The 14,289-nt window shown below is 67.2% G+C and carries 14 protein-coding genes and 1 tRNA gene; 9 read left to right on the top strand and 6 right to left on the bottom strand.

Annotated elements, in window-relative coordinates; genetic code table 11:
• The first annotated feature begins 97 nt into the window (after positions 1–97).
• The 5 genes from N3C64_RS09295 to N3C64_RS09275 all read left to right on the top strand — a co-directional run bounded on the left by N3C64_RS09295 (position 98) and on the right by N3C64_RS09275 (position 6,433).
• Positions 98–1,105 carry an ABC transporter permease gene (locus N3C64_RS09295; protein ID WP_218631518.1) on the top strand — a complete coding sequence of 336 codons (1,008 nt, stop codon included), beginning with the start codon at positions 98–100 and terminating at the stop codon, positions 1,103–1,105.
• Entirely contained in the window at positions 1,098–2,039 is a 942-nt protein-coding gene (locus N3C64_RS09290; protein ID WP_260014058.1) for an ABC transporter permease, read from the top strand. Before N3C64_RS09295 ends, N3C64_RS09290 begins: the two co-directional genes overlap by 8 nt.
• A 94-nt stretch (positions 2,040–2,133) precedes the next feature.
• Entirely contained in the window at positions 2,134–2,841 is a 708-nt protein-coding gene (locus N3C64_RS09285; RefSeq protein ID WP_260014056.1) for an ABC transporter ATP-binding protein, read from the top strand.
• Complete coding sequence (locus N3C64_RS09280) at positions 2,835–5,204, top strand: ABC transporter permease (protein ID WP_260014054.1); 2,370 nt, start codon at positions 2,835–2,837, stop codon at positions 5,202–5,204. The genes N3C64_RS09285 and N3C64_RS09280 overlap by 7 nt, the downstream gene beginning before the upstream one ends.
• Before the next feature lie 11 nt (positions 5,205–5,215).
• Complete coding sequence (locus N3C64_RS09275; RefSeq protein WP_260014053.1) at positions 5,216–6,433, top strand: efflux RND transporter periplasmic adaptor subunit; 1,218 nt, start codon at positions 5,216–5,218, stop codon at positions 6,431–6,433.
• 21 nt (positions 6,434–6,454) lie between these two features.
• Here the strand turns inward: N3C64_RS09275 and N3C64_RS09270 are convergent.
• Together N3C64_RS09270 and N3C64_RS09265 are read right to left on the bottom strand one after the other, a co-directional pair.
• A tRNA-Thr gene (locus tag N3C64_RS09270) sits at positions 6,455–6,530 on the bottom strand.
• 50 nt (positions 6,531–6,580) lie between these two features.
• A complete protein-coding gene (locus tag N3C64_RS09265) occupies positions 6,581–8,239 on the bottom strand; it encodes an ABC transporter permease (RefSeq protein ID WP_260014204.1) in 1,659 nt (552 codons plus the stop codon).
• Between the two features lie 107 nt (positions 8,240–8,346).
• Here N3C64_RS09265 and N3C64_RS09260 point away from each other — a divergent pair, with 107 nt between their 5' ends.
• A complete protein-coding gene (locus N3C64_RS09260) occupies positions 8,347–9,222 on the top strand; it encodes a hypothetical protein (protein WP_260014052.1) in 876 nt (291 codons plus the stop codon).
• Between the two features lie 3 nt (positions 9,223–9,225).
• Here the strand turns inward: N3C64_RS09260 and N3C64_RS09255 are convergent, their stop codons facing one another.
• Complete coding sequence (locus N3C64_RS09255; protein ID WP_218631033.1) at positions 9,226–9,477, bottom strand: DUF2312 domain-containing protein; 252 nt, start codon at positions 9,475–9,477, stop codon at positions 9,226–9,228.
• A gap of 149 nt (positions 9,478–9,626) precedes the next feature.
• Here N3C64_RS09255 and N3C64_RS09250 point away from each other — a divergent pair, with 149 nt between their 5' ends.
• Complete coding sequence (locus tag N3C64_RS09250) at positions 9,627–9,839, top strand: hypothetical protein (protein WP_218631032.1); 213 nt, start codon at positions 9,627–9,629, stop codon at positions 9,837–9,839.
• An 8-nt stretch (positions 9,840–9,847) separates the two neighbouring features.
• On the opposite strand, the gene N3C64_RS09245 is transcribed toward N3C64_RS09250, so the two are convergent.
• Both N3C64_RS09245 and N3C64_RS09240 read right to left on the bottom strand, forming a co-directional pair.
• Positions 9,848–11,827 (bottom strand): enoyl-CoA hydratase-related protein, encoded by a 1,980-nt coding sequence (locus N3C64_RS09245; protein ID WP_260014051.1) that lies wholly within the window; start codon positions 11,825–11,827, stop codon positions 9,848–9,850.
• 89 nt (positions 11,828–11,916) lie between these two features.
• A complete protein-coding gene (locus N3C64_RS09240; RefSeq protein ID WP_218631030.1) occupies positions 11,917–12,240 on the bottom strand; it encodes a TraR/DksA family transcriptional regulator in 324 nt (107 codons plus the stop codon).
• Positions 12,241–12,361: 121 nt separating this feature from the next.
• On the opposite strand from N3C64_RS09240, the gene N3C64_RS09235 reads away from it, so the two are divergent.
• Together N3C64_RS09235 and N3C64_RS09230 are read left to right on the top strand one after the other, a co-directional pair.
• Positions 12,362–12,787 carry a YeeE/YedE family protein gene (locus tag N3C64_RS09235; protein WP_260014050.1) on the top strand — a complete coding sequence of 142 codons (426 nt, stop codon included), beginning with the start codon at positions 12,362–12,364 and terminating at the stop codon, positions 12,785–12,787.
• Positions 12,787–13,227 (top strand): DUF6691 family protein, encoded by a 441-nt coding sequence (locus N3C64_RS09230; protein ID WP_218631028.1) that lies wholly within the window; start codon positions 12,787–12,789, stop codon positions 13,225–13,227. Before N3C64_RS09235 ends, N3C64_RS09230 begins: the two co-directional genes overlap by 1 nt.
• Here N3C64_RS09230 and N3C64_RS09225 read toward each other — a convergent pair.
• Positions 13,224–14,258, bottom strand: a complete 1,035-nt coding sequence (locus N3C64_RS09225) for a FliM/FliN family flagellar motor switch protein (protein ID WP_260014049.1) — start codon at positions 14,256–14,258, stop codon at positions 13,224–13,226. The two genes, N3C64_RS09230 and N3C64_RS09225, sit on opposite strands and share 4 nt — an antisense overlap.
• Positions 14,259–14,289 lie beyond the last annotated feature (31 nt).

Here is a 14,289-nt window from a genome sequence, read left to right as displayed (position 1 = left end):
GCCGCTGGCGGTCGGACCCGGGGCGGGGGCGCGACCGCTTACGGCGGTCGCGCCCCCGCCCACACCCTCCGAACAAGAGACATGCCCCGAGGCGCCGATGTTCACATTCACCCTGAGACGGCTTTTGATAGCCATCCCGACGCTTCTGATCATCTCTCTGGTGATCTTCCTTTTGCTTGAGGCCGCCCCCGGCGACCCTCTCGGCGAAGTGCCGCTGACGGTTCCCCCCGAGGTCAAGGCCCGGATGCGCGAGGCGCTTGGCCTCAACTCGCCTTGGTATGTGCGCTACCTGCTCTGGCTCAAGCAGTTCTTCTGGGTCGAGCCGGTGCACCTGTGGGACGCGCTCTTTGGCACGTCCTATGGCGAGGGGATGCAGCGCGTCATCTCGTTCCAGTCGCGCCAGCCGGTCATGCAGATCATCGCCGAGCGCCTGCCCCAAACCCTGATCGTCGTGGGCCTTGCCTATGTCGTGGGCGTGCTGATCGCCCTGCCGATCGGCATCATCTCGGCCTACCGGCAGTATTCCTGGTTCGACAATATCGGCACGTTCATCTCGATGATCGGTTTTTCGGTGCCCACCTTCTTCACCGGCGTCGTGCTGATCATCGTCTTCGCCGTCAAGCTGCAGTGGTTCCCCTCGGTCTATGACACGACCTTGCAGGTGACCGACTGGGCCAGCTTCAAGGCGCAGATCCGTCAGATGGTGATGCCGGTGACGGTGCTTGCGCTTTATAACGCGGCCCAGATCTCGCGCTTCATGCGGGCCTCGATGCTCGACAACCTCGGGCAGGACTATGTCCGCACCGCGCGCGCCAAGGGCCTGACCGAGAAGGTCGTCGTACTGATCCACGTCCTGCGCAATTCGCTCATCCCCGTCGTCACCGTGATCGCGCTTGGCGTGCCCACGATCTTCGGCGGCGCGATCATCACCGAGCAGGTCTTCAAGGTTAACGGCCTTGGCCAGCAGTTGATCCTGTCGATCCACGCCAATGACATGCCGATGGTCATGACGCTGACCTTCATCTTCGCGATCCTGATCGTGCTCTTCAACCTGGTTGCCGACCTGCTTTACGGCATCCTCGACCCGAGAATTCGCTATGACTGAGACCGACAAGGCACCTGCGGCCGCCCAGACAACGGGAGCGAGCCTGTCCTACCGCCCGCCGCGCAGCCAGTGGTGGGACGTCTGGGATCAGTTCAAGACCCACAAGGGCGCACTCATCGGGCTGACGATCTTCGTGCTGATCCTGGCGACGATCCTGATCGGCCCGATCCTCTGGACGATCGAGCCGACCTATGTGGACCTGCGCGCGCGCAACCAGGGCTTCTCGATGGAGCATCCCTTCGGCACCGACCAATTGGGCCGCGATATCCTTTCGCGGATGATGGCGGGCGGGAAAGTGTCGATCTCGGTCGGCATGACGGCCATGGCGCTCTCGATCCTTCTGGGAACCACGATCGGCGTTCTCGCGGGTTATTTCCGGCGCCTCGAAGGGCCGCTGATGCGGCTGACCGACCTGTTCCTTGCCCTGCCGCTCTTGCCGCTGCTCCTGCTGATGGTGACGCTGTTCCGCGATCCGCTGTCGAAAAGCTTCGGCCCCGAGAGCGGGATCTTCCTGCTGATCGTATCTGCTATCGGTGCGACCTCGTGGATGCAGACCGCGCGGATCGTGCGCGGCGAGGTGCTGGGGTTGAAAGAGCGCGAGTTCGTTCTGGCCGCGCGTTCGATCGGTACGCCCTCGCGGCGCATGATCACGCGGCACGTGCTGCCGAACGTGCTTTCGCCGATCATGGTCTCGGCCACGCTTGGTATCGCCAGCGCGATCATCACCGAATCCGCGCTCTCGTTCCTGGGCCTCGGCTTCCCGCCGGACTTCCCGACCTGGGGACGCCTGCTGTTCGACGCTGTCGATCAGATGCAGCTTTACCCCTCGCGCGTGATCCTGCCCGGCGTTGCGATCTCGCTGACGGTGCTGTCGGTCAACTATATCGGCGACGGGTTGCGCGATGCGCTCGACCCGCGCATCCGGGGGCGCTAAGCGGCCCTGCCCCTTGGCCCGGAGCGCAGGTTCCGGGCCTTTTTCTTTGCGCGAAATCATGGAAACGTCATTCACGGCGCGGTAGCCTTCGGCCATGAGCACACCCGTCCTGCGTACCGAAGACATCACCCGCATCTACCGCACTGGCGCGGTCGAGGTTCAGGCGCTGCGTGGCGTCACCATGGAGCTCTCGGAGGGCGAGATGGTCGTGCTGCTCGGCGCCTCGGGGTCGGGAAAATCGACCCTGCTGAATATCCTCGGCGCACTTGACCTGCCCACCTCGGGGCGCGTCTTCTTCCGCGACACGGAACTGACCCGCGCAACCGACCGCGAGCTGACCCGCTTCCGGCGCGAGCATGTGGGCTTTGTCTTCCAGTTCTACAACTTGATGCCCGCCCTGACCGCGCGCGAGAACGTGGGGCTGGTGACCGAGATCTCCGAAGACCCGATGCGCCCCGAAGAGGCGCTGGAGCGCGTGGGCCTTGGCCACCGGCTCGATCACTTCCCGGCCGAGTTGTCGGGGGGCGAGCAGCAGCGCGTCGCCATTGCCCGCGCCATCGCCAAGCGCCCCGAACTTCTGCTCTGCGACGAGCCGACCGGCGCGCTCGACAGCGCCACCGGCGTCAGCGTGCTTGAGGCCCTGTGCGAGGTGAACCGCGATCTTGGCACCGCGACTGCGCTGATCACCCATAACGCCGGAATTCAGGCCATCGCACATCGCGTCATCCACATCGCCGACGGCCAGATCGCACGCGAGGAGATCAACGCCACCCGCCTCGATCCGAAGGACATCACATGGTAAGCGCGCTCGACCGCAAGGCGCTGCGCGACCTTCTGCGCCTCTGGGCGCAGGTGCTGGCCATTGGTGGGGTGCTGGCCTGCGGTGTGATGGTGCTGGTGCTCGGCTCGGGCACGCGCGCCTCGCTCGAGGCCTCGCGCGCAGCCTATTACGAGCGCCAGCGTTTTGCCGAGATCTTCGCCGACGCGACGCGCGTGCCCGAAACGCTTTTGCCCGAGATCGCCGCCATTCCCGGCGTCGCGCGGTTGTCGCCGAGCATCCGCACCTCTGCCGTGATCGACCTACCGGGCGTATCCGAGCCGGTCTCGGCCGATGTGCGCTCGCTGCCGGTCTCGGGGCGCGACCCGGTGCTGAACGCGCCGCTTCTGCGCGCAGGGCGTATGCCCGATCCCTTACACCCCGACGAGGTCGCGCTTTACGCACCTTTCGCCGAGGCGCGCGGCTTGATGCCGGGCGACAGGCTCTCGGCGGTGATCGAGGGGCAGCGCCGCAGCCTGACCGTGACCGGCCATGTACTCTCTCCCGAATATATCTACACCATCGGCCCGGGTTCGATGATGCCCGACGATGCGCGCTTCGGCGTGCTCTGGATCGGGCAGGATGCGGCGGCGGCGGCCACCGACATGAACGGCGCCTTCAACTCGCTGGCGCTGCAACTGGCGCGCGACGCGGTGGCGCCTGCGGTGATCAGCGCGCTCGACCGGCTGCTCGCGCCCTATGGCGGGACCGGGGCGCATGACCGCTCGGACCAGATCAGCCACGCCTTCCTGCAATCCGAGTTGGAGCAACTGGGCGCGATGGCGCTGATCCTGCCGCCGATCTTCCTGACCGTCTCGGCCTTCCTTGTGAACATGGTGCTCAGCCGCCTGATCGCGCTGGAGCGCGCGCAAATCGGCCTACTGAAGGCCGTGGGCTACACGACCGGCGCGATCGCGACGCATTATCTCAAGCTCGCCGCCGGGATCGCGCTGATCGGCACGGTGGTCGGCTGGGGCGCTGGCTGGTATCTGGGCGCGGCCATGACGCGGATGTATGCCGATTTCTTCCGCCTGCCCTGGCTGATCTACGCGCCCTCCGCCTGGCCTTTCGTGCTTTCGGCGCTGCTGGCGCTTTTGACCACGCTCAGCGGGGCCGGGCGCGCGGTCTGGGCCTCGGTCCGCCTGCCGCCCGCTGTGGCCATGAGCCCCCCTGCCCCGCCGGTCTACCGGCGCGGCCTGATCGACGGGCTTGGCGCTTGGGCGCATCTGCAACAGACCACGATGATGATCCTGCGCGCGATCACCCGCTGGCCGGGACGCGCCGCTGTTACCGTCTTTGGCGTGGCCGCCTCGGTCTCGGTGCTGATCGCCTCCTTCTTCACCTATGACGCGATTGACCTGATGGTGGACGAGATCTTCACCCGCGCGAACCGCCAGAACGTAACGCTGATCCTCGCCTCGGCACGCAACGAGAGCGCGCTGGATGACGCCCGCGCCCTGCCCGGTGTGATCCGCGCCGAGGGGGCCTTCGTGCTGCCCGTCCGCCTGCGCAACGCCAACCGCGAAGAGCTGAGCTCGCTGACTGCGCACCCCGAACATTCGGAGCTTTCGCGGCTGATCGATGACAAGGGCCGCCAGGTGCAACTGCCCGACCACGGTCTTGTGCTGCCCGAGGGGCTTGCGGGCAAGCTCGGCGTTGCCCCCGGCGATATGGTGACGGTCGAGGCATTGGCCCCGCCGCGCGAGACATGGGCCGTGCCGCTCACCGCCACCATTCGCCAGACACTTGGGCAGGATGCACATATCGCGGCGCCCGCGCTGTTTCGCCTGATGCGCCAGACGCCGCAGGTCAACCAGATCAACCTGCAAGTGGACGCCACGCAGATGGACGCGCTGAACGCCGCTGTGAAATCGACCCCCGCCATCGCCGGCATCGCAGACTGGACCCGCACCCGCAGCCAGTTCACCGCCACTATCGAGGAAAACCTGAGCATCTCGACCGTCATCTACTCGGCGCTTGGGATGCTGATCACGCTTGGCGTTGTCTATAACGCTGCGCGCATTCGTCTGTCGGAACGCGTGCATGAGCTTGCCTCGCTGCGGGTTCTGGGTTTCAGCCGGGGTGAGGTTGCCTGGGTTCTGGTGGGCGAATTGATGCTGCTAACGCTGATCGGCCTGCCGGTCGGTTGGGCGGGCGGCTACGGCTTTGCCGCCCTTGTGGTGCAGGGCTTCTCAACCGATGTCGTCGCCCTGCCGCTGGTGGTCAACCGCCAGACATTCGCTTATGCCAGTCTGATCGTGCTGGCCACCGCCCTTGCCGCGGCGCTGGTCGTGCGGCGCAGGCTCGACCGGATCGACATCGTTCAGGCGCTCAAGGCGCGCGACTGAAAGGACATGCCATGACTCGTACCAAATGGATCCTCACCGGCCTCTCGCTCGCGGCGCTCGCCGCCGTGACGGTCTGGGCGCTCAGCCCCTCTCCGGAGCCGGTGGATATCGTACAGGTCACGCGCGGCCCCCTAGAGGTCACCGTCGAGGCCGAGGGCAAAACGCAGGTGCGCAACCCCTATCTGGTCACCGCGCCAATCACCGGCACCACCACCCGCAGCCCGGTCGAGGTCGGCGACAGGGTCGAACGTGGCGAGACGGTCGTCGCCGAAATCCGTCCGGGCGAGCCCGCTTTCCTTGACGCCCGCGCCCGCGCGCAGGCCGAGGCCGCCGTGACCGAGGCGCAGGCATCGGTCCGTCTGGCCGAGGCCAATATCGCCCGCGCCGAGGCCGACCTTGCCTATGCCCAGACCGAATACGCCCGCAACAGCGAGCTGGCCGCGCGCGGGATCGTCCCGCCACGTTCGCTTGAAGCCGCCGAGCAGGTCCGGCGCAGCGCCGATGCGGCGCTGAATGCGGCGCGCTCGGCGCTCGATCTGAACCGTGCGACGCTGGCCAAGGCACAGGCCCAGTTGCTCGCCCCCTCAGATCCTGGCATCGGCACCGCCGCCCTGACCTGCTGCGTGCAGATCACAGCGCCCACCAGCGGCACGATCCTGACGATCGAAGACCGCTCGGCACGCCTTGTGCAGGCAGGCGAGACGCTGCTGACCATCGGCGATCTGGGGGATCTGGAGATCGAGGTGGACCTGCTGTCCTCCGACGCCGTGCGCGTCGCGGAAGGCGCGCTCGCGCATGTCGAACGTTGGGGCGGCTCCGAGGTGCTTGAGGCCGTCGTGCGCCGCATCGACCCGGCCGCCTTCACCGAGGTTTCGGCCCTTGGCATCGAAGAGCAACGCGTGCGGCTCAAGCTCGACATCCTGACCCCGCCCGAGCAGCGCTTGGGTCTGGGCGACGGTTTCCGCACTTATATCCGCATCGTTGTGTGGTCGGCAGAGGATCTGCTGCGCGTGCCGCAGTCGGCGCTGTTCAGGCAGGGCGGTGGCTGGGCGGTGTTTGCCATCGAGAATGATCGGGCGGTGTTGACCCCGGTCGAGGTCGGCCAGGCGAACGCCGACGCGGTCGAGGTGCTCTCGGGCCTTCAGGCGGGGCAAAGCGTCGTTGCCTATCCGGGCAGCCGCATCGCCGACGGCACAAGGATCACGCCGCGCGCGACGCCGGATACCTGATTTTCATGAATAATTGGGGAATGGTGCCGGCGAAGGGACTCGAACCCCCGACCCTCGACTTACAAGATCGCCGCTCTACCAACTGAGCTACGCCGGCCTCGCTCCTGCCATACAGTCCACGCGCGGCCCGTGCAAGATCGCTTGCGCCTAACGTCGCCGGGTAAGGTTGGCGCGCGCGAGAACCATCGTTGCGATCAGCCCGACCAGCATCACCAGAAGCGCCGCCGGGGCGGCATCGCCCAGATTCTCAAGGCTGGCTTTTTCATGCACGCGGGTTGCCAGCGTCTCATAGTTGAAGGGCCGCAAGAGCATCGTCGCGGGCAGTTCCTTGACGCTTTCGACGAAGACCATCAGCACAGCCGAGGCGACCGAGCCGCGGATCAGCGGCATATAGACCTCGCGCAGCGCACCGCCCGCCGTGCGCCCGAGCGAGCGCGCCGCCATCGGCAGCGAGGGCGAGATGCGCCCAAACGCGCTATCGGCCGCCGACTGCGCCAGCGCGAAAAAGCGCACCACATAAGCCAGGATGATCGCGAAAGCCGAACCGGTCAGCAAAAGCCCCGGGTCGGTGCCGGTCAGTGCGAGAATCGCATCGGCCAGCCGGTGGTCGATCGCAGCCAGCGGGATCAGGATGCCCACAGCCAGCACCGCGCCCGGCGCCGCATAGCCGACCGCCGTCAGCGGCAGCAGGGTGCGCGGCAGCCGCCGCCCGGTCATGCGAACGCCATAGACCATGAAGAGCGCGGCCAGCACGGTCAGCACCGCCGCCGCCCCACCGGTGACCAGCGTATGCACCAGCGCGCGGCTCAGGCCCGGGCCGAACCAGGCCTCGGGGTTGGACCAGGCATAGGCCGAAATCACCGAGACCGGCAGCACGAACCCCATGGTGAAAGGCGCAAGGCAGAGCCCGGTTGCCACCCAGCCCGTCGCCCCGTGCAGCTCTGTGCGATTGATCGGCCTAGGCTGGCGCGCCGACTGGTAATAACGCGAATGGCGCCGGCTGCGCTTTTCCAACGCCAGAAGCACCATGATCACCGTCAGCACCACGCCCGCGATCTGTGCCGCACCGCCCGCGTTGCCCGCTTCTAGCCAAGTCGTGAAGATCCCGGTCGTCAGGGTCTGCACGCCGAAATAATCCACCACGCCGAAATCGGCGACCGTCTCCATCATCGCAATCGCCGCGCCCGCCGCGATGGCAGGCCGCGCCAGTGGCAGCCCCACGCGCAGGAAAAGCCCCACCGGCCCGGCGCCCAGGGCACGCGCGACCTCGTAACTGCCGCCCGACTGCTCGCGGAAGGCTGAGCGCGCCAGCAGATAGACGTAGGGGTAAAGCGAGGCCGCCAGCACCAGCACTGCCGCCCAACGCGCGCGCACCTCGGGGAACCAATAGTCTCGCGCCGAGGTCCAGCCGAAGGCCTCTCGCAGCGCGCCTTGCACCGGCCCCGAATAGTCGAGGAAATCGACCAGCGCATAGGCCGTCACATAGGCCGGAATCGCCAGCGGCAGCAGCAGCAGCCATTCCAGCCACCCGGAAAACGGAAAGCGATACATCGAGATCAGCCAGGCCGATCCCGCACCGATCGCCGCAGTCAGTACGGCAACGCCCGCCGCCAAATAGGCGGTATTGCCGAAATAGCGCGGCAATGTGGTGGAAATCAGGTGCGGCCAGATGTTTTCGGTCGGGTTCAGCGCCAGCCAGACCACCGCCACAAGCGGCGCCAGCACCACCGCTGCAATCAGCGCCGCCCCCACCGACCAGATACCCGAGCCGGAGGTGCGCAACCCCGTGCCCGAACCTGCCGTCATTACCTGAGTTTTCTGATCGGTTACCATGCTCCCGGCTTATACCGAAACCGGTTTGCCTGTCCAGAAAAGCACCGGTAATCTTTCCCCGATTACGTTGGGAAAACAGTATGCAAGTCGTCTTTCACCTCGGAGCCCATTGCACGGATGAAGACGGCCTGATCCGGGCGCTTGGCCCAGATCGCGGGCGGCTGAAAGAGGCCGGGGTATCGGTTCCCGAGCCGGCGCGCTACCGCATGAAGCTGCGCGATGCGCTCTACACGCTCAAGGGCGCGCCCGCCGACAGCGCCCTGCAGCAGGAGATCCTGACGGCAGCGGGCCATGACAGCCCCCCCAAACGGCTGGTCTTCAGCCATGAGTTCTTCACCTGCCTGCCCGACCGCGTTGTGACAAAGCGCGGCTTTTACCAGATGGTGCCGGACAAGCTTGGCCCACTGGCGAACCTCTTCCCAGAGGCGCAAACCGAATTCCACTTGGCGCTGATCAACCCAGCCGTGCTGATGCCCGCGCTCGTGGCGCGGCAACGCAAGAGCAGCTATGAGGAGCTGATCGCCGGGCAGGATCCCCGATCATTGCGGTGGGCTCCGGTGGTGCGCCGCATGGTCGAGGCCGCCGAGGGGCGCCCGCTCGTATTGTGGTGCAATGAGGACATGCCGCTGATCTGGCCCGAGATCCTGCGCAGCCTGACCGGCCTGAACGAAGGCGCGCGGCTTTCCGGCGACGAAGCGCTTCTGGAGCAGATCATCGAGCCCGAGGGGTTGGAACGCTTGCATGTCTATCTGCGCAGCCACCCGCCCCGCTCGGCGACGCAACGCCGCAAGGTCGTCACGGCCTTCCTGGAAAAGTTTGCGCGACCCGAGACGCTGGAGATCGACATCTCCCTCCCCGGCTGGGACGCGGGCCTGATTGCCGCGATGACCGCCGATTACGACGCCGATATCGCCGAAATCGCGGCCATGCCCGGCGTGCGCTTCATCGCGTCCTGAGGCTCAGCCCATGCCGAGCGCGGCCTTGTAGATGTCAAGGATCGCCTCTTCCTCGGCCAGGTCGTTCTTGTCACGCTTGCGCATGGCGATGATCTTTTTCATCACCTTGGTATCGTAACCGCGGGCCTTGGCCTCGGACATGATGTCCTTTTGCTGCTCGGCGATGTCTTTCTTCTCGGCCTCTAGGCTTTCGAACTGTTCGATGAACTGGCGCAGCTCGTCTGCGGCGACGTTGTAGGCGGCATCGTTGGGCATGTTGGGCTCCTGCTCGAAAGGGTTGGCCCTGACTAGCCCGCCGCGCCCCGCGCTTCAAGCACCCCGGAGCGGCCAAGGCGGTTCCCGGCGCAAATCCCTTGCCTCGCGGGCCGCGCCGCGCTAGGCCCGCGCAAAATACGGAGGACGCGATGGACTATCTGATCTGGGCAGGGGCGGCTGTATCGCTGGTGGGGCTGGCGGGCATCGTCTGGTGCATCGTCTCGGTTTCGCGCGCCAAACGTGCCGGCCTTGGCGATGAGGCGCTGCGCAAAAGCCTGCAACGCATCGTCGGCCTCAATCTCGGCGCGCTGTTCGTCTCGGTGATCGGCCTGATGATGGTCGTTCTGGGGATCATGCTCTGAGGCGACACTCAGGCATCGAGTTCGCTGAACCAACGCCCGTTGCGGATCAGCACATCCCATAGCGTGACCGGCGCGGGCGCACCCTCTTGCGCCAGCGCGCGCAACCGCTTGCGGGTCGCCAGAAGGCCCGCGCGGTCCGCCTGGAACATCGGCCCGCCGCGATGCGCGGGAAAGCCAAGCGCAATCGCCGCAAGGTCGATATCCCCCGCGCGATGGGCACGGCCCCATTGCAGCGCCATCGCGCCCTCCCCCGCCAATTCGGCACAGATCCGCGCGACGATCTCGCGCTCGGGCAGTGTTGTAGCCCCTACGCCCGCCTCGGCGCGCAAAGCCGCAAGGATCGCAGGTTGGTCAGAGGGCACGGCAGGCGTAGCCCCATCTTCGTAGCGATAGACGCCGCGCCCGGCGGCGCGGCCGGTCTGCCCCTCAAGATCGAGGAAAGTGAAGAACACCCCCGGCGGGTGGCCCGCATGCCCCATCCATTCCATAACCGCCGGAATACCGATGCGATCGGCCAGCACGAAGGGTCCATCCGCGAAACCGAAGTCGGCCATCGCACGGTCAACCGCCTCGGGCGCGGCCCCGGCCATCACGCAACGCTCGGCCGCGGCGAAGAGCGCGGCCTCCAGCCAGACACCTAGCCCCGGGCCGGCATGGATCACCAGCGCCCCCGCATCTTGCAAAACGCGCCCCGCCGCGCCAAGCCATTGCCCGGCCTGTGCGCCTGCGGTCAGTTCCAGCACCGTACCGCTGTCGCTCAGCGCCAGATCTCGCGGCCCGGAGGCGCCATCGAGCACCAGAACCGCCCCCGGCTTCAGACCAGCGCGGATCTGCGGCAACTCGCCATCGCGCGGGGTGGCCACGACCAGATCGGCCCCCGCCAGCGCCGCGCATTCCAGCGCCGCGCTCAGCCGGTCCCAGTCGGCCTCGCGTTGCGCGGGATCGAGACGCCCGGCTTGAACAGCGCGCTCCTGCGCCTCGGCGATGGCGGTGAAGGCGGGCTCCAACCCGGTCGGGTCGCTTTCGCCCAGAACCACCTCGTAGCCCGCCGCGATCAACCCGGCGGCACGTTCGGACGGCTGGTTCCAGAGGGCGACCCTGGCAATGGTCAGATCCTGCTGCCCCTCGGGCAGCGCCGCGAGGCGCGCCGCGCGATGGGTGATCCGGGCGACATGGCGCAGGGCAGTTGAAACCTCGCCCTCTGCCAGATCGGTATAGGCCACGGCCTCGTAATCCAGCGCCTCATCCATCGGCAAGAGCAGCGCGGCCTCGGCCACCTCTGCGGCGCGTTGCGCGGCGGGGGCCAGTGCACCACCCGTCAACCCACGCCGCGCCGTGGCCAGATCTTCGAGATATTTTTCAGGCTCAGACGCCGCAGACTTGGGCTGAATCGCTCCGGGGCCGCGCCCGCCGACCGCCTGCGCGAAATCGAGCGCGACCTCCTCGACCGCCTCATCCGAGACCAACGCCTCGCACAGGCCGATCTGCATCGCCTCCTGCGCGCTCCAGTCTCGCCGCGATGTCACGAAGGCCAGCGCCGAGGCCGCGCCAGCGCGCTGCGCAAGCCGCACAAGCCCACCTCCGGAGGGAAACAGCCCCAGGGTATATTCCGGCGACGCGAAGACGGCCTGATCATGCGCGATGCGCAGGCTGGCGGCCTGCGCCAGCGCCAACGCTCCACCGCTGATGCGCCCCGACAGGGCCACCACAACCGGGCGGCCCGCATCGGCGATCAGCCCCGCCAGATGCGACAGCGCGGGCGCTTCATCCTCGGCGTAATCGGTGGCCGGATCGGCCGCCACCGGCCAGCCGCCCGCCTCGGCGCGGATCAGCACGGGCGTATCGCCGGTTTCCGACAGGATCAGATCGAGCGCGCCACCAAGGCTTTGCCGCAGATCGGCGTCAAAGCCCTGCCCGCGCCCATCCTCACCCGGAAGCGTCAGCAGAACGCTCCGCTCGCGCCGTTGCAGCTTGACCCGCCGTGTCATGTTCCCCCGCCTGCTCAAGACAGCGCAAGTTTACGGCCTATCCGGCCCGTGGCAATTGCAAACTGCCCGATTTCAGGGGTTTGGACGGATCAGCGCCCGGCGGCGTGATTGCGGCAGAAGGGCGTGGCGGGCAGGACGTCCAGCCGCTCTTCCGAGATCTGCTCGCCGCAGACCGTGCAATAGCCGTACTCGCCCTCTTCGATGCGCTCCAGCGCCGCCTCGATCATGCGCAGTTCGGTGCGCGCTGCCTGCCCGAGATCCTCCAGAACCTCATCGCCCTCGCGCTCGGTCGCCATCTCTTCCCAGTCCTTGGACTCGTGCGTCTCGAACTCCGAGGCGATCTGCCCCATCCGTTCGGTCAGTTGCGCCTTGCGCGCCTCAAGTTCGGCCTTGCGGGTTTCCACGGATTTCATGGCGTCCTCCTGTTCTTGCCCCATCTAACGCCCGACGCAGCACATGGGCATTGACGCAGGTCAAACCCTTGTGGCAGGGCGCGCCGGGCGGTGCGTGTGGCACCGGCGAACGGGGGACGATATGCATCAGGACTGGTTCTGGGGCGCCGTGGGCGGCCTCATGATCGGCGCGGCGGCGGCGCTGTATCTTCTGGCAAACGGACGGGTTCTGGGGGCCAGCGGCATCCTGGGCGGGTTGATCGACCGCTCGGGGCGCAACAGTACGGCCGAGCGGCTGAGTTTTCTGGCCGGCCTGATCGCGATCCCGCCGTTGCTGGTGCCGCTTTACGCGGTCGTCGATACCCATGTCACCTCAAACCCGGTGCTGCTGATCGTGGCGGGGTTGCTGGTGGGCATAGGCACGCGGCTCGCGAATGGCTGCACCTCGGGGCATGGGGTGTGCGGCATGTCGCGCTTTTCGCTGCGCGGCTTCGTGGCGACGGTGTTCTACCTGCTCGGCGGCGGGCTGATGCTGGTTCTGGCCCGCCATGTGCTGGAGGTGATCTGATGCGCAACCTTTTCGCCTTTCTTGCCGGGGGCCTCTTCGGCGCGGGCCTGCTGGTCGCGGGTATGGTCGATACGACCAAGGTTCAGGGCTGGCTTGATGTGTTCGGCAACTGGGACCCGACGCTGGCCTTCGTGATGGGCGGCGCGGTGCTGCCGATGATCGTGGTCTGGCGCATCGCCGCGCGGCGCGAACGCTCGCTGCTCGATCTGCCGATGCCGCAGGATTTCCCGAAGTTGGTCGATCGCAACCTCGTGCTGGGGTCGCTGATGTTCGGTGCGGGCTGGGGGCTGGTGGGGCTTTGCCCTGGCCCGGCGATCGGCGCGCTTGGGTTTGGCGGCTGGCAGGTCGCGCTTTTCGTCCTGGCAATGTGCGCAGGCATGGCCGTGGCGCCGCTGGCGCGCCGGGGCCTTGACCAGCTGGATGCCGAGAACGACGTCTAAGCCCCCGCCACGCGGCGCGGCAGAGGTTCGGCCACATCAAGCCGAACCGCTGCTGGCGGTTCGGCCCGCGCGGTGACGGGGCTAGTGCCCGCATCGAATTCACTCGGTGCGGCGCGGGCCGGTCCGGGCTGCGCGCCCTCATCAACCAGACGCACCGCGCGAAAGCCGCGCAGCTGACCCAGCCGCGCACGGCCCAGGGCGCGCCGCCCGTGCCCCTCAAGTTGCAACCGCTCAAGACTGTCCGCTGCGATCGGGAGCAGCGTACCCGGCGCGAAGTGCAACACCGCTGCAAGCGGCACCGTCACCCGATCAAGCACCGCGTCGAGCACGGCGCTTGTGCCCATCAGCGTGGCCTCCATCCGGCGCATCCAGTCGGTATCCTCATCGGTCCGCGCAGGGTTCGGCACGGCTTGTGCCATCGCGGCGGGGCGCTGCCCGCGCCCCTCGGCGGGAACGGCCCAGAGGAAGCCTCCCGCCCGCTCACCCTCGGCCCCGAAGACCAGATCGGCCTGCCAGACGCGATAGGAGGTGTCTTCCAGCAACAACCCCAGCGGGCGCGGCCCGTCGAGGCAGGAGGCATAGCGAAACCCACCCGCCCAGATCGCCTCATCGGTCGCGCTCAGCTCGGCCTCGATCCGCGTCAGGGCACCATCAATAAACTCCGCCGCCATCGCCGCGTCGATCCGCGTGGGTTTGCGCGGGGCGGGCGCGCTGCGCGCCAGAACGCCCAATGTCTGGAACTCTATCAGCGCGGAAAGCGTGGCGGGCGGCAGGGCCACCAGCCCCAACCCCTCCTTCGGCCCCTCGATCACCGCCAGAAGCGAGAATTCCTCAAGCGCCTCGGGCAGTTCGGCCAGCACCATCCGGCTTTCACGCAACTGCGCCACGCGCAGCGGCAGTCCCATCCCCTCGGCCGTGCGCGCAAGCGCCAGCGGGATCGCCCGCGCTGCCGTTGCGGGCGCCGTGACAACCGAAGGCTGCCCCGAGGACGCCTTCCGGCGCATGACTGAGTGCTGCTGATCTTCGGTCATTCGAACCGCCCAATCCCCATGGCGCTAGCCG

The organism is Sedimentimonas flavescens, assembly GCF_025154035.1.
Taxonomy (GTDB): Bacteria; Pseudomonadota; Alphaproteobacteria; order Rhodobacterales; family Rhodobacteraceae; genus Rhodobacter; species Rhodobacter flavescens.
The sequence above is the reverse complement of the archived record's forward strand: the minus strand, read 5'-3'. Positions and strand labels throughout refer to the sequence as shown.